Source organism: Paenibacillus zeisoli (assembly GCF_003994465.1).
GTDB lineage: Bacteria > Bacillota > Bacilli > Paenibacillales > Paenibacillaceae > Fontibacillus > Fontibacillus zeisoli.
This window is the reverse complement of record NZ_RZNX01000001.1, coordinates 486,139-509,029: the sequence shown is the minus strand read 5'-3', so window position 1 is coordinate 509,029 and position 22,891 is coordinate 486,139. Positions and strand designations below refer to the sequence as shown.

The window sequence follows — 22,891 nt, the reverse complement described above, 5'->3', positions numbered from 1 at the left end:
ATGTCTGTTCTGGCAGAAGGACGCAAGATCCGTATCTTGAGCGAGCTTGAACGGGAAGGCAAAGTCCTGGTAGTGCCGCTGGCCCGCCAGTTCGATGTATCTACCGAGACCATTCGCAGAGATCTGCAGGTATTGGAGAAGGAAGGACATTTGAGACGTGTCTATGGTGGAGCGATCAAGTCCTCCTTCCGTAGTGACGAGGCTCCCTATACCCTGCGGCAAAAGATGTATGCTGCGGAGAAAAGAGCTATCGGAGAGCGTGCGGCCTTACTAGTCAAGGACGGTGGAACCGTCGTCATTGATGGTGGTACAACGACCCTTGAGCTGGCTCAGGCCATTTCAGGCCGGAGAGGACTCACGATTCTGACCAATTCGCTTCCCCTGGCAGCGTGTCTCCTTGAATCTCTGAACAGAGAACAGTTCTCGGGTAAAGTCATTATGCTAGGAGGGGAAATAAGTCCAAGACAGCGTTCGATCACGGGGATACTGGGTGAACGGATGATGCGCGGCTTCAGTATAGATCAGGCGTTCATTTCCATAGGGGGAGTCTCCCTAACGCATGGCTTTACGGATTTCGATCTCAGCGAAGCTTCTATGTCAAACGCCCTTGCTGAAGCCGCACAGGAAGTGATTGTACTGGCAGATCACTCGAAGTTTGGAATCAATACCTTTGCTCCAATCATGCCGATTGAGAAGTGTGATTTCATTGTGTCCGATCAGGCACCTTCCCTTCAGTGGCAGGAGCACCTCAGGAAGCGAAAGGTCGAATGGATTACAGCCGCGGTAGAGGCCTCAGAAAGTTCTGCACTCACAAATATCAGGGAGGATTGAAGTGATGTCTAAAGTGATTATGATTGTACTCGACGGTCTTAAGTACGAGACAGCTAGAGCATCCATGGGTTATCTGAATCATTTGGTTGAGGTATCCCAGGCCGCATGCTATAAGGTGCGCTCCGAGCTCCCGAGCTTATCGCGGCCCCTCTATGAGGTGCTACTGACAGGAACGCCTTGCTCCGTTAATGGGATTACTGCCAATCATATTGTCAGACTCTCCCATCAGAAGAGTGTGTTCCATTTGGCCGTGGAGCAGGGTCTGAAGACTGCAGCTGCAGCGTATTATTGGGTGAGTGAGCTGTATAACCGGGCTCCCTTCGAGCGGATCGAAGACAGGGAGCAGCATAATGAGGCTCTGCCCATCCAGCACGGTAAATTCTATTTTGACGATGTATACCCTGATTCTCATTTGTTCGTTGATGCTGAAGTGCTTCGCCAGCAGTACGACCCGGACTTCCTATATATTCACCCTATGGGAATAGACGATATTGGACATAAATTCACTTCAGATTCAAAGGAATATAGGGGGAAGGCTTTGGAAGCCGATATGATTCTCGCCACTTTCGTTCCGCTGTGGATGTCCTCCGGGTATGAGATCATCGTAACTTCAGATCACGGCATGAATTCGGACGGTCATCATGGTGGGACAGGGGATGAAGAGAGGGATGTTCCTTTCTATGCCATTGGCTCCATGTTCAGTCCTGGTGAATATCCAGACGAGATTCCGCAGCTTGTTGTTGCGCCGCTGCTTTGTCAAATGCTGTCCCTGCCGCTTTCTGAGGCTATGAACTTCGTCCAAGTGCCAGGCTTCAAGCTAAATATCTAAATATTCAGCATCCGGGAGGGAACTGATGTGAAGGTGGATTTTCATTTTCATTTGGAAGAAGGACCGTATACGCTGAACTGGCTTCAGCGAACAAGTCTTGCACTGCAGCGAACGCGGAGAACACCAGAAGCTTCTAGGAACTTGGATAGTCTGGAATCGATTGAGTCCGTGGTCAGAGGACTATCCAGACGGATGGAAGAAGGCTGCTTCTCAGAGCGCTGGATAACGAAATATATTGAACAGGGAACGAAGCAGGGCATTGACCGCTTCGGCGTAGTCGATCATCTATATAGATTCACCGAATTCAAGCCTTATTACGAGAAGCATATGTTGACTGGGGATAGTCCACTTGGGCAGCTTCAGCAGGCTTGGCTGGATAAAGTATGTGTATATTCTATTCAGGAATATCTGGATGGAGTCCAGAATATCGCACGATTCTATGGAAATCTCTCAATCGGAATTGAAGCAGATTATTTCGAAAATGGGGAAGAGGAGCTTGGGCAACTTCTCTCTAAATATAACTTTGATTATGTGATAGGTTCTGTACATTTCGTTGACGGCTGGGGGTTTGATAACCCGGAGACCCAGCATCTTTTTAAGAGCTATCAGCTAAAGGATTTGTATGCCCAGCATTATGAGAATGTGATAAGGGCAGTGAACTGTGGTTTATTCCAGTTCATTGCCCACCTGGATAATCTCAAGGTATTTGGCTATCGCCCTTCCGAAGGAGATTTGCTGGGCTGGTATGATGCCGTGGCCTCGGCTCTTGCAAACGCCGGAGTGGCCTCCGAGATCAATACAGGCCTAGCTTATCGTTACCCGGTTAAGGAAATGTGCCCAAGTCCGAATTTCCTAAGGGTGCTCCACCGGCATGGAGTGCCTGTGACCTTAAGTTCAGACGCTCATTTCCCGGACGATATCGGGACGCTGCTGGATGAAGCGATCATTATGGCCAAATCGATCGGGTATGAAGAAATTGTGTATTTCAAGAACAAACAACGGTATACCTTACCGATCTAGCAATATAGACAAAAGGATGCCTCCGAGATCTGCCGCACAGCAGTACTCAGAGGCATCCTATTGTTGCTTAGGTCACTGGATTAAATGGCCCAGTTCCCTTTATCGAACAGCTGAATCTTCTCACCGTCACCGGTAATTCCGAAGATATCCATCTCGCCGGAACCGACCATGAAGTCTACGTGGGTAATGCTGGTGTTAAGTCCACGCTCCAACAGCTGGTCCTGAGAAAGACCCTTGCCATCCTTCAGGTTGAAGGCATAGGCACTACCGATGGCCAAGTGGTTGGAGGCATTCTCATCGAACAAGGTGTTGTAGAACAAGATGTTGGACTGTGAGATCGGGGACCCGTGAGGAACCAAGGCAACTTCGCCCAAATAGTGGGAGCCTTCATCCAATTCAACCAGCTGCTTGAGCGTTTCTTCACCTTGTGTGGCTTTGACATCCACAATGCGTCCCTGCTCAAAAGTAATGGTGAACTCGTCAATAATGTTCCCGGCGTGGCTAAGCGGCTTGGTGCTGGATACTGTACCATTCACACCGGTTCTAAGCGGTGCTGTGAACACCTCTTCAGTTGGCAGGTTGGCCAGGAAAGTGTGTCCTTGTTCATTCACACTGTCTGCCGCAACCCAGAGGTGGCCTTCAGGAAGCTCGATGGTAAGATCCGTACCCGGTGCTATGTAATGAAGCTTCTTGAAGTTCTTGTTATTCAGATAATCCGATTTCTGGGTCAAATTAGCAATGTGCTGTTCCCAAGCTGTAATCGTGTCTGGTTGATCTACGCGGACGGTGCGGAAGATTGCCTCCCACAGCTTGTCGACTTGTTGATCAGCGGGTACATCAGGGAATACCTTTGCCGCCCATGCCACGGAAGGAACAGCGACAATGGACCAGCTGAATTTATCAGCCTGCTGGTACTGACGGAATTTGCTCATGGCTTTACCATAAGTTTTCTGATGATTGGTCAGACGCTCGCTTGACACTCCCTTAAGCAGATCAGGGTCAGAGGAGATGACATGAAGGATAGCTGCACCGTTCTCAACCAGCTCAAGAAGTTCACCGGCATACCATTTAGGCTCGTCGAGGAATGAATCTTCAGCAGCAAGCTGATAGCGTAGACGGGTTACCGTGTCGTCACTCCAGTTCACTTTAACGGTTCTTGCACCTGCCTCATAGGCTTTCTCTACAATGAGACGTACTAGTTCTGCACCATCAAGCGTCGAGTTGACAACCAAGGTTTGTCCAGGTTGAACATTCACGCCCACTTTTACGGCGAGTTCAGCATATTTGTGTAATTTCTCTTGAAAATCAGACATGGAATTGACCTCCATTCAATTAAGTTACAGGTACTATATTACAGGAAAATAGAAGATAAAGAAAATTGTAAACCTAATTCTATTAGGACCTAGTTGATCATCGTAAGGACCCATTGGCACCAAGCAATTTCCTGCTGCTCCATAAGCAGCTTGCGCTGGTGGACAATATATCTGCCGAAAATTTGATGCTCCTGGTCTTTCAAATGTGAACCATATTCGGCTTCCATCTCCTGTATTAACTTCTCGCGGCGCTGAACCTTATCTTTATAAAAGGAAAGCCGGTCTGCAAACAGCCTGTTAGCAGTCGCTGCATCAGTCAGTGAAATGGAGTAGGCCTTAATAAGAAATTCATCTCGGCTCACCGGAACTGAAGGAGCCTTGTCCATCCATAGTTTCAGAGTTTCTTTACCCTCTGGTGTAATGTGATACAGCTTCTTGTTCGGTCTTCCTGTCTGTTCAATATTCTCTGGGGTTAAATAGCCGTCATTCTCAAGCTTGGCTAAGAGGGGGTAAATTTGGCTATGCTTGGCCTGCCAGAATACTTCCAACATCTCTGCCAGTTCATATCCGGAGCAGGGCTTGCGTACCAGCATGGCGAGCAGGGCATAAGCTAGGCTGTTCAAGGGTCATACCTCCTAAACAATATGATTATTTGACATAAATGATCTACCGTTCAACCGATGGTAATTCTACCCTCTGGATATCGGTACAAATCTTTTGTAGATCTGGGTGCAAGAGCATAGGCCAAAGTCAAGGGACCCACCCGTCCTAGGAACATGACCAGACAGATGATGATTTTGCTTATGGGAGTTAAAGTTGATGTAAGCCCCAAGCTCATCCCTGTCGTGCCAAATGCGGAGGTCGTCTCAAACAATAAGGGTAAAAATCCGCGGTCCTCAAGGACAGATAACACCATGGCCACGAAGATGACCAGAAATAAGGCTAGCCATGTCTGGGTAACGGCCTTGATAATGGAATCCTTCGCCAGCCTTCTCTGGAAGAGCACGATGTCATCTTTTCCCTTGATCATAGCCCACATGGCCCCAATTAGAACAGCGAATACTGTTACCTTGATCCCCCCTCCGGTTGAACCAGGAGCTGCTCCGATGAACATAAGAATGATCAACAAAAACTGGGTGGAATGCTCCATATCGGTTACATTCAAGGTGCTTACTCCACCCGAACGCGAACTGATCGATTGGAATAAGGAGCTTAGAATGCTCCCGCCCTCTCCGAGCGGCTGCATCGTTAGCTTATTACTGCGCTCCATGATATAGATGAGGAAGGCACCGCCAACGACCAGAACAGCTGAGTAAGACAGCACTACTTTGGAATGCAGGCTCAGTTTTCTTTTGGATGGAAATTCGATTAGATCTGACAAGACCACGAACCCAATCCCGCCAAGAAAAATCAAGCTCATAATGACTACATTAACAAAGGGATCTCGAACATATCCGCTTAGACCCGAGAACGGACCATGGATCGCTCCAAACAGATCAAAGCCCGCGTTGTTAAACATAGTTATGCTATGGTAGATACCAAAATAGATGGCCCTTGGCAGGGACATATCCATCGACCAGCGGATTGAGAGCAGCAGGGCACCCGTCATCTCGATAACGAAGGAATATAGTATTACACGCCTGATCAGTGACAACAGACCCTCCATGGAGTTATAATTCATAGCTTCTTGAAGGATGAGTCTCTCCCTTAAGGAGATACGCCGATTAAAGGCAAGAGCAATCAGAGTTCCCATCGTCATAAAGCCCAGTCCGCCAAGCTGAGTAAGAACGAGTAGAACAAGCTGCCCAAATAGCGATAACTCTGTTCCTGGATCAAGGACTGTAAGGCCAGTGACACAAGTCGCGGAGGTTGCCATAAAGAATGCATCGAGCAGGGGAAGATGCCGACCATCTGACGAAATTGGAAGCGATAACAGAAATGTTCCAGTCACTATAATGAGCGCAAAGCCAAATGAGAGCACCTTGGGTGGTGATAGTGTACGGCGAACTCTCGCATCTGTTCTCAAATCTAAGCACCTCATTAATTATTGAATGATATAGCCTCCAGGGAATCATACAAAAAGCATGTATGACTACTTAAAACATGATACGATAAAGTGTGAACACACTTCAATTTTTCTTTGAATTTGGAAATGGGAACACATTCATTGTCTACTACGGCTGCTGTCTCTGATTATGCCAGTAAGACATTGGATATACAATATTATAGTGGTGTTTAAACAAGTGAAGGAGAGAATGAACATTGGAACTTGAACTAGTCAGTGCAGTAATGGAAAGACAGGAGGATCTCACCTACCTGGGCAAGACCATATTTAAAGTCAGCGGACATAAGGAGGAATACGAAATCACGTTCTTCAGTAAGCGGGGGAAGGACTGGGATTACAGCCTGCATTTTGCGAATGAGTCAGGTGATGAGGACCAGCTCCTTGCTGTAGATACAAGAATTGAAGAAGACGATGAATGGTTCGATACGCTGCTGGATGCTGCACTGGATACTATGCCTGAAGAAGGCTAAATAATTCCAATCGTGTAGACTAAAAGATAAAGGGGGCGCTTGTTTGCTGCAAAATTCGTTCTTCCGGACATGTCTGGGAATTATCATGCTTCTTACTATAGTTTTTCTTCTGCATCAAGTCAGATTTATCTTTAACCCTGTTGTAACCTTGGTAGAGATTCTTATCGTACCCATGACGATTTCCGGGTTTCTCTATTATCTGCTGCGTCCGATTGTGCATTATTTGGACACTAGAAATGTGAACAGAATGCTCTCGGTTCTGCTTATCTATCTCTCTATCGCCGGTATAATTACGATCTTCTTCTTCGTGGTATGGCCGCCGCTTACTCGGCAGGTCCAGGAGTTCATCAGCAATCTGCCAATCCTGCTGGAAGGTGTGAAATCACATATTTCAGCTATTCAGAAGAGTCGTTTCTTCTCGATGATTGATGCCGGCAACTCGCAAATCTCCACGAAGATCACGGAATATATCAACGGCGCGGTTGAGATGGTTACCGGCTACATGACTCATTTCATTAACTTTATTAGTGATTTCATTGTGATTATTGGTACCGTTCCTATTATTCTCTACTATATGCTGAAAGAGGATAACCGAATCTCACCAACTGTTGTGAGAGTGATGCCCAAGCGTTTTGCACGAGACGGTGCACAGGTCGTAAGCGACATTGATGCGGCTCTTAGCGGCTTTATCTCGGGACGCATTATTAGTGCATTGATTCTCGCGGTGATGAGTTTTATCGGTTTCTGGATTGTGGGACTTCCTTATCCGCTCCTGCTAGCTATTATTGGCGCTCTATTTAATTTCATTCCTTATGTGGGGGCTTTCCTGGGTGCCATTCCTTGTCTGATTGTGGCCTATACGGTCTCTCCATCTATGGCGTTATGGGTACTTATTATTATCATAATCGCCCAGCAGGTCGAAGGGAATCTCATTGCTCCATATATCTACGGAAAAACCATTAATATCCACCCTCTTACCACCGTCATCCTGCTCCTAATTGGTGGAGAATATGCAGGCATACTAGGAATGATTCTTGTCATTCCGGTATACATGATCATTAAGATTATTGCGGTAAGAATCTATAAATTGTTCCTTTCAGAAAAGGTGGAAGAAATCGTAGATTAACCTAATATTTTGTCAAATAAGCCGATCCTTTTGATCGGTTTATTTGTATTTTGCTTGCAAACCAAGTTAGAATAGAAATGCGTAGTACATAAAAATGAAAGATTTTAATAAATTTTAGGTTTTCATAGTAGAAATTGTTAAGTTCCACTCGCCAAATTCCGATAAAAATAGACATGAGCCGATAATTAACGCGGTTCATACATTTTATACTTTGGAAGTGGGGGAGAATAATGAAACGACTGTATTCTTGGACAGCTCTTGTCATTCTAATTTGTACTGTATCACTGCTAACGGGGTTTGCACCCAGGCATGATGTCAAGGCAACTTGGATAAAGCAGACGGAGCTGATCGAGAATGGCGGTGGTAAGCTGATAGATTTTTTCATGTCACAAGGAGTGAATGTTGTCTATCTGCAGATTAACAAAACACTGCCTAACAATGTGTATGGGCAATTTATTGCAAATGCCAGCAAGAGAGGTATTGCAGTTCACGCCCTGGATGGAAGCCCGGATTGGGCCCTTGAGGAGAATAAGTCAAAATATACAGATCTCCTTAATTGGGTGAGTGCATACAATCTTCAGGCATCGGCGGATCAGAAGCTGAAGGGGGTTCACTTTCGTATAGAACCATACTCCCTAGCACAGTGGAGCACCAATCCAGGTGCTGTCACCACATCATGGCGAGCTAACCTTCAAAGTTTCATCACAGCTTCAGCTGCTAAGCTGCCTGGGTTGGAACTGGGAATTGATCTTCCTTACTGGTTAAGAGGAGATAAGCTTCCCGGGGGAGATACCACGCTGCAGTGGTTCATCAAGTCGTTTAATCATGTAACGATTCTCGATTATAAGACAAGTGTCTATGATAAGAATGGAATAATTGATAGTGTACGTCCACATATTCAATTAGCCAATTCCTTGAGCAAACAGATCGTAGTCGCTGTGAACACGAAAGAGGATCCAAGCAGCGCGGATTCTTCCTTCTACGGGAAGGACCCTCAACTAGTCGATGATGCTTTGTGGGAAGTCAATGATCAATTCAGCTCCGAAAGCTCTTATGCTGGATCAGCGATCAATGATGCAGAGAGCTGGGCCAAGCTGATGAAGGTAGATATCGGAACTCCGGCGCCGACACCAGCACCAGCTCCTGCTCCAGCACCGGTTCCTGCGCCAACCCCGGCTCCAGCTCCGGAACCAACACCGGCTCCAGCGCCGACACCAGCGCCGACACCAGCTCCTGCACCGGAACCAACCCCGGCGCCTGCACCAGCACCAGAGGCGCCAAGCACCATGGTTCCGGTAGCCAAGCCGCTGAACCGGAGTCCTGAAGTCAGAGCGACCTATATCTGGGAAGCGGGAGATGCAGTGAACCGTCCGGACGAGGTTCTTGCCTTCGCCAAGAGCAAGCGTATTAATGTGCTCTATCTGCACATTAATACGGACTATAAGCTAGCCGCATATCGCCCTTTTATGAAGGGAGCCTGGAATGCAGGGATTGAAGTGCATGCAATGGGAGGTAATGGGAGCCTGGCCTTTACTGAGAATCGTCCGCAAATCACGAAGTTAATTAACTACGTGAAGGATTATAATCGGCAGGCTGAGCCCGAAGAGAGATTCTTCGGAATCCATTACGATATTGAACCTTGGGTATTGCCATTGTGGTATTCGGCCACAGACAGAGTTATCAGCGAGTGGACAGGTAACATGAATTATTTTATCGGAGAAGTAAAGAAAGACTCCAAGCTGCAGACCAGTGTTGATCTGGCCGCATGGGTGGATCGTTATAAGGTGAATAATGATGGAGGGATCTCGATCAGCAAGTGGTTCATTCAGAAGATGGATCATGTAACCATCATGGACTTCCGGAATTATGCGTCCGGTACAGGTGGAATTGCAGATATGGCTAAAGAAGAACTTGCCTTCGGTAACGAGCTCGGCAAGCCAATCATTCTGGCCATTGAGACCAAAGTAAGTTCAGAAGGGCCATATGTCAGCTTTTATCAGCTAGGTAGTGCAATACTTGAAAGAGAGCTTGCGAAGCTGCCTGCCCTGCTCACCAATTATAAATCCTATTCCGGCATAGCGGTACATGCGTATGAGTATTGGAAATCGCTAAAGCCTTAAGTCAGTCATAACCCAATTCTTATAGCTCAGCTTGACAAGAAAACCCACAACCTGATGGTTGTGGGTTTTTGCTTTTCTTATAAGACTACGGCACTCAAGGCACCGCATATTATGCCTAGGCAAATAACAGAGACCAGGACGAACCAAATGACCTTTCGCGGGAATGAGCGTGACACCATCAACAGCGATGGCAGACTGACTGCCGGAAGAGTGATAAGAAGCGCTCCGGCTGCTCCCGTTCCAAATCCAATGGATAAGAAGGTTGCAATTATAGGAATTTCAGCAGCTGTTGGGATAACAAACAGGGTACCCGCAATTGCGAAAATGATTACAGCAAGAATGCCGTTCATCGTTCCAGCTCCAAGTGCCGGGAACATCCAGGCACGTGCCGCGCCGAGCAGAAGAACTGTTATGAGGTATGCGGGTACGATAGTTAGAAGCATAGTGCCCATGCTTTTCAGCCAAAGGGTAAAGAAAGATCCTTGTTGATCTTCCGGCTGGTTAACTACCTCGTCAACCACATCTGGAACAGGTGATCTGCCAGCGAATTTATTTGCGAAATAGCTCACTGCGAAGGTAAGCAGAATACCAAATACGATTCGGAGCAGCGTGAATTTCCATGAAAGTACAAAGGTCATGAAGATCAAGGTAGCCGGATTAAGGACGGGATTCCCAATCCAGAAGGCCAAGCTTGCACCTATGGATACATTTTTCTTCCGTAAGCCCACAGCAATCGGAGCTGCGCAGCAGGTGCACATCATTCCTGGGAGAGAAGCGATCCCGCCGAGGGCTGTGCTTTTGAAGCTGGTTCGTCCGAGCATCTTGAGCAGCCATCTGGAAGGAATCAGAACCTGTACCAGAGAACCAAGCAGTATTCCAAGAACTGCAGCCTTCCACACCGATTTAAAGTATACCACTCCATAATCCCAGGCAGACTGTAAAGACGGAGCAGGCGCCGTTCCCTGATCGCCCGTTAATATAGAAGAGCCGATACTGTGTTCGGCTGCCGCTTTAAATGCCTTGAAATAATAGGGCCACCATTTGACATAAGTGAGGCCGGCAATTGCAATGATGAGGAAGAGGACAACATACAGAATGGTTCTGGAACTTGTTGATCTCTTACCTCCAAGTAAATGATCGTTCGTATGTGTTGACATAAGTCTGAATGACCTCCAGGTTGAAGTTATTAATAAGGTTACAATTATAGCATGAGAGATATATAAAGTAACTTGTTTTTTGTACAATAGTTGATGTTTGGTGTAAAATAAATGGTATTGTATGATCGGTGTTTTACCTAAATTATTAATTTGATTAAGGAGCTGAGTTCATTATGTCTCAAGCTGGTAATATAAAGTTAACCTCACTATCCTCCAAAGGAGGTTGTGGATGCAAAATTGGTCCCGCCGATTTGGCGCAGGTTCTTCGTACACTGCCGCCCGCTGTGCCCAATCCGAATTTGTTAGTCGGAACCGATACGAGTGATGACGCGGGAGTATACCAACTCACGGAGGATCTTGCCTTGGTGCAGACTCTGGATTTCTTCACGCCGATTGTGGACGATCCTTATTCATTCGGTCAAATTGCGGCTGCAAATGCACTCAGTGATATTTATGCCATGGGCGGAAAGCCGCTGACTGTTCTTAATATTGTAGCTTTTCCTATTTCCGTTCTGGATAAAAGCATTCTTGCGGATATCTTGCGCGGCGCAGGTGATAAAGTGAAGGAAGCCGGTGCAACGCTAGTTGGCGGGCATTCCATTGATGATAAAGAGCCAAAGTTCGGTCTATCCGTAACCGGGACTGTTCACCCAGACAAAGTAAGAACGAATGCTGGAGCGCGGGCTGGAGACAAGCTGATCCTGACGAAACCCATTGGGGTGGGCGTCCTGACAACATCGATCAAGAAAGACCAGTTATCCGAAGATGAGACCGCGCGGCTAGTCTCCGTTATGTCTACGCTGAACAAGACTGCAGCAGAAATTATGGAACCCTACCAGGTCCATGCTTGTACCGATGTAACGGGCTTCGGTCTGCTGGGACATGCCTCTGAAATGGCTAAGGGCAGCAATCTTGGTCTCCTCATTCACAAAGAAGCAGTTCCTGTGCTGCCGAGGGTTAGAGAGCTTGCTGAGAACGGCTTCGTACCTGGCGGAACCAAGAATAACTTCGCTCATCTGGAAGGCAGCATTCTGTATCCTGAGCACATGGATCAGATTGACCGTTATATTCTTTGTGATGCTGTTACTTCCGGCGGTCTCTTGATCTCTGTTGCCGCAGAAGAAAGTGATGCACTGCTGGGCGAGCTTATCTCCGCAGGAGTAGAGGCTTCATTAATTGGAGAAGTCACTGAGGATCATCCGGGTCAAATCAAAGTAACTGCATGAATCTGCCAAGGACGTACCCTAAGTCCTGAATTAAGCAGCGAAGAATAAGAGGTGGGAGTAACAGTGTTTCAGGATATTACATTAGAGCAGTTAAGAGAGCTTAAGACAAAGAAACAACTGACGGTTATCGATGTGCGTTCACCTTCTGAATATGAAGATTCCACATATCCGGATAGTCTGAATATTCCTTTTTTCAATGATGAGGAACGGGCTGAGGTAGGTACTTTATACAAGCAGACTAGCGTTCAAGCCGCGAAAGATCGTGGACTTCAGATTATTTCGTCCAAGCTGCCAAGTTTTATTAAAGAATTTGGAGCAATTGAGGGAGACAAGGCCGTATTCTGCTGGCGTGGAGGTATGCGCAGCCGTACTACCGCTACGGTTCTTTCATTGATGGACATTCATGCTTACCGACTGGAAGGCGGATATAAAGCTTATCGCAAATGGGTAATGGATGAGCTTGAGTCCTTTGATTTTAAGCCAAAATCATTTGTGATCCATGGAAATACCGGAACCGGCAAAACCAACCTGCTTCACCGTCTTAAGAACAAAAGTTATCCGGTGCTCGATCTGGAGGGACTGGCAGGACACCGGGGTTCCATATTTGGACATATCGGTCTTAAATCGAACAACCAGAAGACCTTTGATAGTCTGCTGCTTGAGGAGCTTATTCGGCTGAACGACTCACCTTATGTGCTGTTCGAAGCCGAAAGCAAGCGAATTGGCAAGGTGGTTATGCCGAATTTCCTGGCTCATGAGAAGGAGACCGGAACACAGATCTGGATCGAAATGCCGATTGAAGCGAGAGTTCAGCAAATTTTGCAGGATTATCAGCCAGAGCAGTTCAAAGCCCAGTATATTGCTTCATTTCAAAGGATTAAGTCACGTATTCATGTACCGATTGCAGCGGAGATTGACCGATGCTTACATGCTGATCAATTCGCCGATGCAGTGAGGCTGATGCTGGAGTATTATTACGATCCGAAATATGACTATACCTCGCAGCAGTATGAAGAAGGCAGCAAGGTAACTTTTACCGTGAACAACTTGGACGAAGCCGAAGATGCAGTGATTAAATATTTGGCTGCCCAAAATATATAGACAAACCTTAACCCCTCTGGAAAGACAGTAGGATAGAGCTCATTTCATAGTGAGCCCATACTGTTGACCGGAGGGGTTTTTGCGTATAGCAGTAAGCACATGAGCCAACTGCTGGCCATGTATTAGAAGAGCATTACCGATCAGATGTTGACAAAGGAACGGACAGCTTATAATATACCTATAGGGGTATACGTATAACACGAAATTATCCCTAACATCTTTTAATTCATTGAGATCCATTAGCCGTAAGATAACCCGTTGCCGGGCAGATTAACATTAATAATTATTTTCTAGGGAGGTTCTTGTGTTGCCGGAGATTAGAGCCAATGTGACGCTTGATTGTAAAGGACTGGCATGTCCTATGCCGATTGTGAGAACAAAAAAAGCAATAGACCAGTTAAAAGCTGGTCATGTGATTGAAGTTCAAGCTACGGATAAAGGTTCTCTTGCAGACATGCAAGGTTGGGCCAAGAATACAGGTCATCATTATCTAGGGACGGTTGAGGAAGGGAATCTGCTTAAACATTACATCCGCAAATCCAAACTCAGTGAAACAAAGGAAGAGAAACAACACCCTTATACCATATGTCATGAAGAGCTGGCGACGAAGATGACAGGGGAAGGCAAGATTACTTTAATTGATGTACGTGAGCCTGCGGAATATGCTTTCAACCGGATTAAAGGTGCCATATCCATTCCTCTTGGAGAGCTGGAGGATCGTATAAAGGAGCTAAACCCAGATGATGAGATCTTTGTCATCTGCCGAACAGGCAGCCGCAGCGACCTAGCTTGCCAGCTGCTTACCGAGAAAGGCTTCAAGAAAGTAAAGAACGTGGAGACAGGCATGACAGGCTGGACGGGGCCGACAGAGCAAGATAATTCTAAATAATACTAATATACGGAGGTCATTCACATGAGTACGAAAGTAGCAATTATTGCAAGTAATGGGGGTCTGTTTGATGCCTATAAAGTGTTCAACATCGCAACTGCTTCAGCAGCAACAGATGCTGAGGTAGCCATTTTCTTCACCTTCGAAGGATTGAATCTGATCCACAAGCAGGCCCATCATAGTCTACCTCTCCCAGCAGGTGCAGAACATTTTGCGGAGGGCTTCAAGAAAGCGAATATCCCATCCATTCCCCAACTTGTTGAAATGGCGCAGGAGCTCGGTGTGAAGATCATTGCCTGTCAGATGACGATGGATGTGATGAATCTGAAGAAAGAAGACTTTATCGATGGAATCGAAGTTGGCGGTGCCGTGACTTTTCTGGATTTTGCAAAGGATGCGAACGTTAGTTTGACGTTCTAAAGGAGGGAGTAAATTACAATGAACTCAACAGCTGATTTGGATATCATGACAGCTAGAGAACTGACTCGAATCGTTTTGGCCAAAGAAAAGCTGTTTATTCTGGATGTGCGCAACGAAAGCGATTTTAGCGATTGGAAAATCGAAGGGGAAAGTATAGATATCATCAATATTCCTTACTTCAATCTTTTGGATGGCGTGGATGAGGCTCTGGAGCAAATTCCGGAGGGTACTCAACTGCTTGTCGTATGTGCAAAAGAAGGTTCATCCAAATTTGTTGCTGAGCAGATCGCCGAGGCTGGACGAACTAACGTGCATTATCTGGAAGGCGGTATGAAAGCCTGGAGTGAGCATCTGGAACCCGTCAAGATCGGAGAGCTTCATCACGGCGGAGCCTTGTATCAGTTTGTACGAATCGGCAAAGGTTGCCTGTCCTACATGGTAGTCTCCAGTGGGGAAGCAGCTGTAATAGATACACTTCGGATGACCGATGTTTTTGAGCAATTTGCCAAAGAGCATGGAGCTCAAATTAAACACACACTTGATACGCACCTGCACGCTGATCATATCTCAGGCGGTCGTACACTGGCGGTCAGAACAGGCGCAACTTATTGGCTCCCGCCAAAGGATGCAGATGAAGTGACATTCGACTATGAAAAGCTGGAAGAAGGCCATGATATTTCCGTAGGGACTACGACCATTCGGATTCAGCCGATCTACTCACCAGGACATACAATCGGAAGCACTTCTTTTATCATTGATGATCAGTACTTGCTTACAGGGGACATCCTGTTCATAGAATCCATTGGACGCCCTGATCTGGCCGGCAAGGCGGAGGATTGGGTAGAAGATTTGCGGAATACGCTCTATAACCGTTACCAAGTACTTTCGCCGGATCTAATTGTTCTTCCAGCCCACTTCGGGAAAGTAACTGAGCTGGGTGATGACGGCAGGGTTATGGCGAAGCTCGCGGATCTGTATCACAATAATCCTGGCTTGAACATTAAGCAGGAGGATGAATTCCGCCGTGTCATTACTGAAAATCTGCCCCCTCAGCCGAACGCCTATCAGGAAATCCGTCAAACCAATATGGGAAAAATAACACCAAGCGTGGAAGAACAGCGTGATATGGAGATGGGTCCGAATCGCTGCGCTGTTCACGATAAATAAGAGGAGGCTTCACTCTATGAAGACAGATATTGTAGTAGATACTAAAGGTTTGGCATGCCCAATGCCTATCGTCAAAGCTAAAAAAGCACTAAACGGACTTGAACCCGGTCAAGTAATGGAAGTGCATTCGACTGACAAAGGTTCAGTGAGCGATTTTCAAGCCTGGGTAAAGCAGACGAATCACGAACTCGTGAAACACGAAGAAGACAACGGTGTGTATAAATTTTTCGTAAAAAAAGTGTAGGGATTTCCAATTCATATAGAAGGGACGTAGATTATGGATCCCTTGCTAATGTTCGTTATGATCATACTTGGCCTGATCGGCTCTTTCTTTTCGGGCTTGCTCGGGATTGGAGGAGCCATCATTAACTATCCTCTGCTGCTATATGTGCCATCTCTATTGGGAGCAGCCGAATTTAGTGCACATGAAGTATCATCGATCAGTATGTTTCAGGTTTTTTTTGCTTCACTTGCTGGTGTACTAGCCTTCCGTAAAAAGAGTAAAGCTGCCCCATCCTTAGTTAATAAAAGACTCGTTCTCTATATGGGAAGCAGCATCTTGGTCAGCAGCTTGATTGGAGGGCTCGTATCCGGATTGCTGAAGGAGAACACGATTAATCTGATTTACGGAGTCTTAGCGGTTATTGCCGTGATTCTCATGCTGCTTCCCGGCCAAGGTTCGGAGGAGAATGGTAAGGATCTTCGATTCAGAACCGTGGTAGCCATCATTTCTGCATTTCTCGTTGGGATTGTCTCCGGTATTGTCGGGGCTGGAGGTGCTTTTATTCTAATTCCGATTATGCTCACCGTGCTTCATATTCCAACCCGTACAACCATCGCTTCATCACTTGCTATTGTCTTTATATCAGCCATCGGTGGAGTAGTTGGCAAAATAACAGGTGGAGCCGTTCCGGTATGGCCCACTATATTCACCGTGATAGGAAGTTTGATTGGAGCCCCATTGGGCTCAAGGATAAGTGCCAAGATAAATGTAAAGCTGCTTAGATATGGCTTGGTAATATTAATTTCCCTAACCGCTGTAAAGGTTTGGTCCTCGATATTATGAACTAAGGAGAGATTATAAATGGCATTCCAAATTCCTAAAGCTATTCCACCGCAAGAAGTAGCCAAGCAATTACAGCAGGGCAAAGCACTGAATCTATTGGATGTCCGCGAGCTGACAGAATGGTCAGAGGGACACGTTGAAGGTGCCAAACATATTCCGGTTAGCCAGTTGATCGAGCGACTCACGGAATTAGACTCTGAACAGGAGATTATAGTAATGTGCCGCAGTGGAAATCGCAGCGGACTTGCATGTGAACTGCTGCATGAAAGAGGTTTTAAGGTGGTTAACATGACAGGTGGATTAAATGAATGGAACAGCGCTCTGGTTCGAGATTGATTGTTAATAAATATTCGGCAGGTGAAGGGTAAATGAATTACGGTTTTTATCTTGTCCTATTGTTATTCTTTCTGTGGATGCTGTACAGACAGTTTGCTTCTGTGAAAGGACTGCGTTCCTTATCCGCAGAGCAATTCATAAGTGAATCGAATGGCAGCAAAGTCATTGATATTCGGGAGATTCATGAATATAAGCGGGGCCATATTAAGGGAGCCGTAAATATCCCGCTCAGCCAGCTTCAGCAGCGCATGGAGGAGATCTCCAAAGATTATACGGTATATCTCTATTGTCAAAGTGGAATGCGGAGCAGACAAGCCGCCAAGATCCTAGGGCGAAACGGTTATGCCAATATCGCGGAGCTAAAGGGCGGAATGATGTCCTGGAACGGTCCAACCAAAAATTAAGCATCAACATTAGAAGGGTGACTCCAATGAAAAAGAAAGTTCTTATCGTTGGCGGTGTTGCCGGCGGTGCATCGGCTGCTGCCAGGCTTCGACGCCTTGACGAAAATGCGGAAATTATCATGTTTGAACGGGATGCTCACATATCTTTTGCGAACTGTGGTCTACCCTATTACATTGGAGAGACTATACATGACCGCTCCAAGCTGATGGTGCAGACTCCGGAGAGCATGAAAGCTCGGTTCAACATCGATGTTCGTGTTCATAGTGAAGTTACAAGCATCAACACTAGAGACAAGAAGGTTACCATTAACAGCAAAGAGAAGGGCATCTACCAGGAGAGCTACGATTACTTGATCTTGTCTCCGGGTGCAAAGCCGCTGAGACCTCCGATCCCAGGGATGGATAGCAGCTTAATCTTTACACTTCGAAATGTTCCGGATACAGATCGTATTAAAGCTCAGGTTGACCGGGAAGGTATCCAAAGTGTGATTGTCATAGGCGGCGGTTATATCGGCGTAGAAATGGCAGAGAACCTTCGGCACCGGGGACTTGAAGTGACTATGGTAGAAGCAGCTCCGCATATTCTGGCACCCTTTGATTCGGATATGGTAACTTTCGCTGAGAAGGAACTCCAAGACAACGGGGTTCGCCTTCTTCTTGGAGACGGCGTTAAATCGTTCTCAGAGCAGGACCGAGGAATTACCGTTGCTATGGAAAGCGGAAGGGAAATTCATGGGGATATGGTCATCCTCGCTATTGGAGTAGTGCCTGATTCCGGCTTTTTGAAAGAGTCAGGAATTAAGCTTGGGCCGAAAGGTCATATCTTGGTGAATGAAGCGATGCAGACGAACTGTGATGGCGTATATGCAGTTGGGGATGCCGTGGAGATCACAGACTATGTGTCCGGACAACAAACGGCGATTCCACTAGCTGGACCGGCCAACAAGCAGGGCCGAATCGCAGCCGATCACATTTGCGGACTTCCATCCGTCTACAAAGGAACGCAGGGGACCGCCATTATCAAGATTTTCGACCTGACGGGTGCGAGTACAGGAAGCAACGAACGAACACTTGCGAAAGCAAATATTCCGTATCGTTCGGTCTATGTTCACCCGAGTTCCCACGCAACTTATTATCCCGGAGCAACACCGATTGCACTGAAGCTCTTATTTAACGAAGAGGGAAAGATCCTCGGGGCACAAGCATTTGGTCAGGAAGGGGTAGATAAGCGAATCGACGTTATTGCCACCGTTCTTCGTCTGAAGGGTACAGTAGATGATCTTGCAGAGTTAGAACTTACGTATGCGCCACCGTTCTCATCTGCTAAAGACCCGGTCAACATGGCAGGTTATTTGGCGCAGAATGTATTAAGCGGACGGAGCGAGGTAGCGACGCTCAAAGATTTAGAGAACTTCGATCCCAGCCAGCAGATTCTATTGGATGTTAGGACTAAAGCGGAGTACGACCAAGGGCATATGGAAGGAGCCCTGCACATTCCAGTCGACGAGCTTCGGTCAAGACATGGGGAACTGGATCATAACAAGGAGATATACGCTTACTGTGCAGTAGGGATGAGAGGATATATAGCTTCAAGGATTCTTGGACAAAAAGGTTTCCAGATAAAGAACATAACAGGTGGCTACAAAAGCTATTCCATGTCAAAGTTCAGGCCAGCTGAATAAGACAGTCACAAAAAGGAACGAAAGGTTCTCAAGATCCTTTCGTTCTTTTCTTGTTAAGTTGGAGGGAGGCATAAGGTCAATTAAACGAGTTCCTATAATCTAAGGGAGATCGATGGGTCTTGCTTTTAAAAAGCTTACTAAAAGATTGAGGGTGTTCAAATCCCATAAGGTATGCAATTTCACTAACCGATAGGGTTGACGTTACCAAGTAATCTTTTGCCTTCTCAATAAGCTTATTGTGAATGTGCTTCTGGGCGCTCTGTCCCGTAACTTTTCGCAGCATATCGCTTAAATAGTTTGGAGATACATTTAGTTGGCTGGAGAGATAATGAACCGTTGGTAGTCCTATTTGCTGCACTAATTCCCCGTTAAAATATTCAGTTAGCAGGTCGTCAATTGTGACCAACAGATCCAGGCTCGCCGTCTGACGAGTGATAAACTGTCTGTTATAGAATCGATTGGTGTAATTGAGCAGCACATCAAGATGGGAGACCATCACATCCTGACTGTACCTATCTATTGGCGAATGGTATTCCCTCTGGATATGATTCATTATGTCCACAATCATGTGTTCCTCGTGATCGGATAGATGTAAAGCCTCATTGACTTCGTATGAGAAGAAGCCATAATCTTTAATCTTTTTACCAAGCGGGTAGTTCCTAATAAAATCGGGATGGAAAAATAACCACCAACCTGCAGCTTCAGAAATATCAATGTTATCGATATACACGATCTGTCCGGGTGACATTAAGGCCATCAGACCTTCGTCAAAATCATAATAGTTTTGGCCATATCTGATTTTGTTTTTTACATTTTTTTTAAAGGAAATATTATAGAGGTCAAACGATATTCGTATGGATTCATAGTGGGTAGGTGGAATGTTCTCTATATTAATAACACTAATCAAAGGATGTTCCGGCTTCTGAATACCAAGTACTTGATGGAGTTCTGAAATAGATCCTATATTTATAGTTTGGAATTTATCATTGTACATATTATTATCTCCATTTTCAAACTGCGCTAATTTAGAAATTGTACTTGAAACCTACCAGTGTCTCAGAAACATCCCAAAGTTTCTTAGCCAGCTCGGTGTCGTAGGATTTATCACTTGAATTCACTTGTTCAGGATAGCCGCGGATCTCAAACCATTTCGTTGGTCCAAAATACTCAGCTCCTGCTAAGCCATCTTCTGTCGATGCTCTCAAAACGGGTAAAGTGCCCATTTCAATCTTTTGTGCAATGAATTGGTTGGCAAGTGCCACGAGCAGGCCTTGTGACCTTTGAAGACTTGTAGCCGTATACCCAGGGTGTGCTGCTACAGAAATGCAGTTTAGTTTATGCTTTTTGAAACGCCGATCTAATTCATATGTAAATAACAGATTAGCTAATTTACTTTGTGCATACGCCTTGGCTTTATCATAATTCTTTTCCAAGTTCAGGTCATCCAAATGAATATCGCCGCCATACTTATGGAGAGCGCTGCTCTGGGTAACCACTCTGGAATGAGGTGTGTTCTTGAGTAAGTCCAGAACCAATCCAGTCAATAAAAAGTGTCCCAAATGGTTCGTACCCAAGTGGGTTTCGAAACCTTGCTTTGTTATTTCGCGGGCTTTAGGATACATAATACCAGCATTGTTGATCAAAACATTTAATTTTGAATACTTAGCATGAAATTCTTCCGAAAACCTATGAATGGAGTTGAAATCAGACAAGTCTAATTGCATCAATTCCACATCTGCATTTTTATTCTTATGTAATGTCTTTGAAACTGCATCATTTCCCTTTGCAAGATTACGAACTGCCATGATAACTTTTGCACCTTTTGCACTCAAAATAGAAGAGGCCTCAAGTCCAAGCCCACTGTTAGCGCCTGTAATAATAATTATTTTCCCATCTTGACTCGTAATCCTTTCAGATTTCCATCCGCTTTGATCCATCTAATAACCTCCTGGTTTGTTATTCGACTTCTTATAGCAATATTATATAGGAATTAACTAAACACCATGATAGCCAAATCCCTGATAGTTGTAGTAAGAATGAGGAGAGAGTAGCGCTATACTAGCTGAAGGTGATTTTTTTTACGAGTGAGTTGTTTAAATGGAAAAGGACTTTTGAACAAAAAATCACAAAGGAAGCTGACTTTGAGGATCGATCGGGATCAGGAATACTGAATATCACATAAATTAGCTTTTGAAGCAAAAGTAAGAGTTCGCTGAAATATACTATTTTAAGACTCCCTTTAAAAGCATAGTAATTATTTGTAAAATAATCTATAATTAAGAATAATTATAAAATATATGAAAAGAGTGATTTTATGAAATCCAAATTGCTAATTAGTTTGATAGCGAGTTCTTTGCTAATGAGTATTTCACCTGTTTCATCCTTTGCAGCAGAGGGAGTTACATCGAGTACAAGTATAAAAGTCAATTCTCTTAAATCTTTAAAACAGCTCTTGCCTAACAAAGCTATTAACAATTTAAGTGAAGGAGAATCTGAGGAGTTGCTTGATGCAACCTCGGCAGCAATAATAAATGTAATGACCCTTGTGAATGCTGGGTCGGGAGAAGAGTGGACTAATGAAATAAAACAAGGTAAGTTTAAAGTAAAAAGAGTAGTTCCTGTTTATGACCTAGATAATCAATTAATTGAAGCAATGGTTACCTTTAAAAATGGGGGATATGTAATAGTTGATATTGCTTCAGGCCAACTTAAACAGTTCTCATATGGTGCTATAAATGATAGTTATTTAGTAGAGAACGATCTCCTTTATGTTAATGGTCAAGAACATTTTGGTGTTAAAGATAATAAAGTGGTGGATGGTAATAAGAAAGGTTTTGAATTAGCAACAGTAAAAGAAGAATATAAGCGCAATAAAAAAAATTTAAATAATCAGAGTTATGTTTCTGATAATTCAATTATCTCCACATTAGACGAGAAAACAAAACAGGAGATTGCTGAAAGTTTTTTAACTGGCTCCACTAACGATGGGAGCACAAGTAGTTATATTACAGAACCAATAACATTCTATAAAAAATATTGGGCAATACGTAATAAAACAGTTACCAGTTTAGCAACAGTTGAAAATATTATTTTAAATGTTCCTGAATTAAATCAGAGCAACTTGCCTTTTATTACAGAAAGTTATTCGAATGACTGTGCAATTGTAGCAACTATTGAAATTATGAGTTATTATTATCCAAGTTTAACTAATGCACAAAAAAAGATCGCTTATAATGCAATGATTAATTCAACTTATTTTAATAAGCCTGATAATGGTGTAATGTTTAATGATAATAATCAATTATTTAAAGTGGCAGTTGAGTCTCTAAAACTTGGCAATCAAGATACATCTGATGATGAGGAAAATTATTTTTTTGCTGATGGCTATGACAATATTAGAAGGATGCTTGTAAATTATGGGCCTATTTACTTAAGTTTAAATCAGGATCCTTATCCTAATCATACATTGACAGTTAAAGGTATTCTTAAATACGATGCTACTGTTACAGATAACACAACTCTAGTTAAAACTTCAGGAACCACAAGTTTTATTCGTGTTAATGATCATTGGGCTGTTACTGCAACTGATGCTTTTATGTATATTCCATCACTTGGAAATACCCCTTATTGGACTGCTATTAAGAAAAACTAGGGGTGTTAGAGCGGAAG

General features: G+C 44.8%; 23 protein-coding genes. 17 read left to right on the top strand and 6 right to left on the bottom strand.

What is annotated here, in order from left to right:
- Genes EJP77_RS02370 through EJP77_RS02360 form a run of 3 tightly spaced genes read left to right on the top strand, consistent with a single transcriptional unit; the run spans position 1 to position 2,680 of the window.
- A complete protein-coding gene (locus EJP77_RS02370) occupies positions 1-831 on the top strand; it encodes a DeoR/GlpR family DNA-binding transcription regulator (RefSeq protein WP_127197568.1) in 831 nt (276 codons plus the stop codon).
- A gap of 4 nt (positions 832-835) precedes the next feature.
- Positions 836-1,660, top strand: coding sequence for an alkaline phosphatase family protein (locus EJP77_RS02365; protein WP_127197567.1), 825 nt, complete (start codon positions 836-838; stop codon positions 1,658-1,660).
- A gap of 27 nt (positions 1,661-1,687) precedes the next feature.
- Positions 1,688-2,680 (top strand): histidinol-phosphatase HisJ family protein, encoded by a 993-nt coding sequence (locus EJP77_RS02360; protein ID WP_127197566.1) that lies wholly within the window; start codon positions 1,688-1,690, stop codon positions 2,678-2,680.
- A gap of 80 nt (positions 2,681-2,760) precedes the next feature.
- Here EJP77_RS02360 and EJP77_RS02355 read toward each other — a convergent pair whose 3' ends face one another.
- The 3 genes from EJP77_RS02355 to EJP77_RS02345 form a co-directional block, all read right to left on the bottom strand.
- On the bottom strand, positions 2,761-3,993 hold the full coding sequence (locus tag EJP77_RS02355; protein ID WP_127197565.1) for an aminopeptidase: 1,233 nt from the start codon (positions 3,991-3,993) through the stop codon (positions 2,761-2,763).
- Positions 3,994-4,082: 89 nt separating this feature from the next.
- The gene (locus EJP77_RS02350) at positions 4,083-4,616 is read right to left on the bottom strand and encodes a PadR family transcriptional regulator (RefSeq protein WP_127197564.1); all 534 of its coding nucleotides are present in this window, start codon (positions 4,614-4,616) and stop codon (positions 4,083-4,085) included.
- Positions 4,617-4,666: 50 nt separating this feature from the next.
- Positions 4,667-6,019: a TrkH family potassium uptake protein gene (locus EJP77_RS02345; protein ID WP_246021636.1), complete on the bottom strand. Its 1,353-nt coding sequence runs from the start codon at positions 6,017-6,019 to the stop codon at positions 4,667-4,669.
- Between the two features lie 263 nt (positions 6,020-6,282).
- Between EJP77_RS02345 and EJP77_RS02340 the strand changes: the two genes are divergently transcribed.
- The 3 genes from EJP77_RS02340 to EJP77_RS20550 all read left to right on the top strand — a co-directional run bounded on the left by EJP77_RS02340 (position 6,283) and on the right by EJP77_RS20550 (position 9,774).
- Positions 6,283-6,528, top strand: coding sequence for a hypothetical protein (locus EJP77_RS02340; protein ID WP_127198272.1), 246 nt, complete (start codon positions 6,283-6,285; stop codon positions 6,526-6,528).
- Positions 6,529-6,571: 43 nt separating this feature from the next.
- Complete coding sequence (locus EJP77_RS02335; protein ID WP_185897119.1) at positions 6,572-7,654, top strand: AI-2E family transporter; 1,083 nt, start codon at positions 6,572-6,574, stop codon at positions 7,652-7,654.
- Positions 7,655-7,884: 230 nt separating this feature from the next.
- A complete protein-coding gene (locus tag EJP77_RS20550) occupies positions 7,885-9,774 on the top strand; it encodes a hypothetical protein (protein ID WP_185897117.1) in 1,890 nt (629 codons plus the stop codon).
- Positions 9,775-9,851: 77 nt separating this feature from the next.
- Here the strand turns inward: EJP77_RS20550 and EJP77_RS02320 are convergent, their stop codons facing one another.
- On the bottom strand, positions 9,852-10,931 hold the full coding sequence (locus EJP77_RS02320; RefSeq protein WP_127197561.1) for a permease: 1,080 nt from the start codon (positions 10,929-10,931) through the stop codon (positions 9,852-9,854).
- Positions 10,932-11,104: 173 nt separating this feature from the next.
- On the opposite strand from EJP77_RS02320, the gene selD reads away from it, so the two are divergent.
- From selD to EJP77_RS02270, 10 genes are all read left to right on the top strand, one after another.
- The gene (selD, locus tag EJP77_RS02315; protein WP_127197560.1) at positions 11,105-12,157 is read left to right on the top strand and encodes a selenide, water dikinase SelD; all 1,053 of its coding nucleotides are present in this window, start codon (positions 11,105-11,107) and stop codon (positions 12,155-12,157) included.
- 63 nt (positions 12,158-12,220) lie between these two features.
- Positions 12,221-13,258, top strand: coding sequence for a tRNA 2-selenouridine(34) synthase MnmH (gene mnmH, locus EJP77_RS02310; protein ID WP_127197559.1), 1,038 nt, complete (start codon positions 12,221-12,223; stop codon positions 13,256-13,258).
- Between the two features lie 307 nt (positions 13,259-13,565).
- A complete protein-coding gene (locus tag EJP77_RS02305; RefSeq protein ID WP_127197558.1) occupies positions 13,566-14,147 on the top strand; it encodes a sulfurtransferase TusA family protein in 582 nt (193 codons plus the stop codon).
- A gap of 24 nt (positions 14,148-14,171) precedes the next feature.
- Positions 14,172-14,567, top strand: coding sequence for a DsrE/DsrF/DrsH-like family protein (locus EJP77_RS02300; RefSeq protein ID WP_127197557.1), 396 nt, complete (start codon positions 14,172-14,174; stop codon positions 14,565-14,567).
- An 18-nt stretch (positions 14,568-14,585) separates the two neighbouring features.
- Positions 14,586-15,734, top strand: a complete 1,149-nt coding sequence (locus EJP77_RS02295; protein WP_127197556.1) for an MBL fold metallo-hydrolase — start codon at positions 14,586-14,588, stop codon at positions 15,732-15,734.
- A 16-nt stretch (positions 15,735-15,750) separates the two neighbouring features.
- On the top strand, positions 15,751-15,978 hold the full coding sequence (locus tag EJP77_RS02290) for a sulfurtransferase TusA family protein (protein WP_127197555.1): 228 nt from the start codon (positions 15,751-15,753) through the stop codon (positions 15,976-15,978).
- A 33-nt stretch (positions 15,979-16,011) separates the two neighbouring features.
- Positions 16,012-16,800 carry a sulfite exporter TauE/SafE family protein gene (locus EJP77_RS02285; RefSeq protein WP_127197554.1) on the top strand — a complete coding sequence of 263 codons (789 nt, stop codon included), beginning with the start codon at positions 16,012-16,014 and terminating at the stop codon, positions 16,798-16,800.
- An 18-nt stretch (positions 16,801-16,818) separates the two neighbouring features.
- Entirely contained in the window at positions 16,819-17,136 is a 318-nt protein-coding gene (locus EJP77_RS02280; RefSeq protein WP_127197553.1) for a rhodanese-like domain-containing protein, read from the top strand.
- Positions 17,137-17,168: 32 nt separating this feature from the next.
- Entirely contained in the window at positions 17,169-17,540 is a 372-nt protein-coding gene (locus EJP77_RS02275) for a rhodanese-like domain-containing protein (protein ID WP_127197552.1), read from the top strand.
- A 26-nt stretch (positions 17,541-17,566) separates the two neighbouring features.
- Positions 17,567-19,222: a CoA-disulfide reductase gene (locus EJP77_RS02270; RefSeq protein ID WP_127197551.1), complete on the top strand. Its 1,656-nt coding sequence runs from the start codon at positions 17,567-17,569 to the stop codon at positions 19,220-19,222.
- A gap of 76 nt (positions 19,223-19,298) precedes the next feature.
- On the opposite strand, the gene EJP77_RS02265 is transcribed toward EJP77_RS02270, so the two are convergent.
- Together EJP77_RS02265 and EJP77_RS02260 are read right to left on the bottom strand one after the other, a co-directional pair.
- Complete coding sequence (locus tag EJP77_RS02265; RefSeq protein ID WP_127197550.1) at positions 19,299-20,216, bottom strand: helix-turn-helix domain-containing protein; 918 nt, start codon at positions 20,214-20,216, stop codon at positions 19,299-19,301.
- A 31-nt stretch (positions 20,217-20,247) separates the two neighbouring features.
- Positions 20,248-21,159: an oxidoreductase gene (locus EJP77_RS02260; RefSeq protein ID WP_127197549.1), complete on the bottom strand. Its 912-nt coding sequence runs from the start codon at positions 21,157-21,159 to the stop codon at positions 20,248-20,250.
- Between the two features lie 377 nt (positions 21,160-21,536).
- Between EJP77_RS02260 and EJP77_RS02255 the strand changes: the two genes are divergently transcribed.
- A complete protein-coding gene (locus tag EJP77_RS02255; protein ID WP_127197548.1) occupies positions 21,537-22,874 on the top strand; it encodes a hypothetical protein in 1,338 nt (445 codons plus the stop codon).
- Positions 22,875-22,891 lie beyond the last annotated feature (17 nt).

Coding starts and splice junctions, on each gene's coding strand:
- EJP77_RS02370 (WP_127197568.1), top strand. CDS start 1: ATGTCTGTTCTGGCAGAAGGACGCAAGATCCGTATCTTGAGCGAGCTT.
- EJP77_RS02365 (WP_127197567.1), top strand. CDS start 836: ATGTCTAAAGTGATTATGATTGTACTCGACGGTCTTAAGTACGAGACA.
- EJP77_RS02355 (WP_127197565.1), bottom strand. CDS start 3,993: ATGTCTGATTTTCAAGAGAAATTACACAAATATGCTGAACTCGCCGTA.
- EJP77_RS02340 (WP_127198272.1), top strand. CDS start 6,283: ATGGAAAGACAGGAGGATCTCACCTACCTGGGCAAGACCATATTTAAA.
- EJP77_RS20550 (WP_185897117.1), top strand. CDS start 7,885: ATGAAACGACTGTATTCTTGGACAGCTCTTGTCATTCTAATTTGTACT.
- EJP77_RS02320 (WP_127197561.1), bottom strand. CDS start 10,931: ATGTCAACACATACGAACGATCATTTACTTGGAGGTAAGAGATCAACA.
- selD (WP_127197560.1), top strand. CDS start 11,105: ATGTCTCAAGCTGGTAATATAAAGTTAACCTCACTATCCTCCAAAGGA.
- EJP77_RS02300 (WP_127197557.1), top strand. CDS start 14,172: ATGAGTACGAAAGTAGCAATTATTGCAAGTAATGGGGGTCTGTTTGAT.
- EJP77_RS02295 (WP_127197556.1), top strand. CDS start 14,586: ATGAACTCAACAGCTGATTTGGATATCATGACAGCTAGAGAACTGACT.
- EJP77_RS02290 (WP_127197555.1), top strand. CDS start 15,751: ATGAAGACAGATATTGTAGTAGATACTAAAGGTTTGGCATGCCCAATG.
- EJP77_RS02285 (WP_127197554.1), top strand. CDS start 16,012: ATGGATCCCTTGCTAATGTTCGTTATGATCATACTTGGCCTGATCGGC.
- EJP77_RS02280 (WP_127197553.1), top strand. CDS start 16,819: ATGGCATTCCAAATTCCTAAAGCTATTCCACCGCAAGAAGTAGCCAAG.
- EJP77_RS02275 (WP_127197552.1), top strand. CDS start 17,169: ATGAATTACGGTTTTTATCTTGTCCTATTGTTATTCTTTCTGTGGATG.
- EJP77_RS02270 (WP_127197551.1), top strand. CDS start 17,567: ATGAAAAAGAAAGTTCTTATCGTTGGCGGTGTTGCCGGCGGTGCATCG.
- EJP77_RS02265 (WP_127197550.1), bottom strand. CDS start 20,216: ATGTACAATGATAAATTCCAAACTATAAATATAGGATCTATTTCAGAA.
- EJP77_RS02260 (WP_127197549.1), bottom strand. CDS start 21,159: ATGGATCAAAGCGGATGGAAATCTGAAAGGATTACGAGTCAAGATGGG.
- EJP77_RS02255 (WP_127197548.1), top strand. CDS start 21,537: ATGAAATCCAAATTGCTAATTAGTTTGATAGCGAGTTCTTTGCTAATG.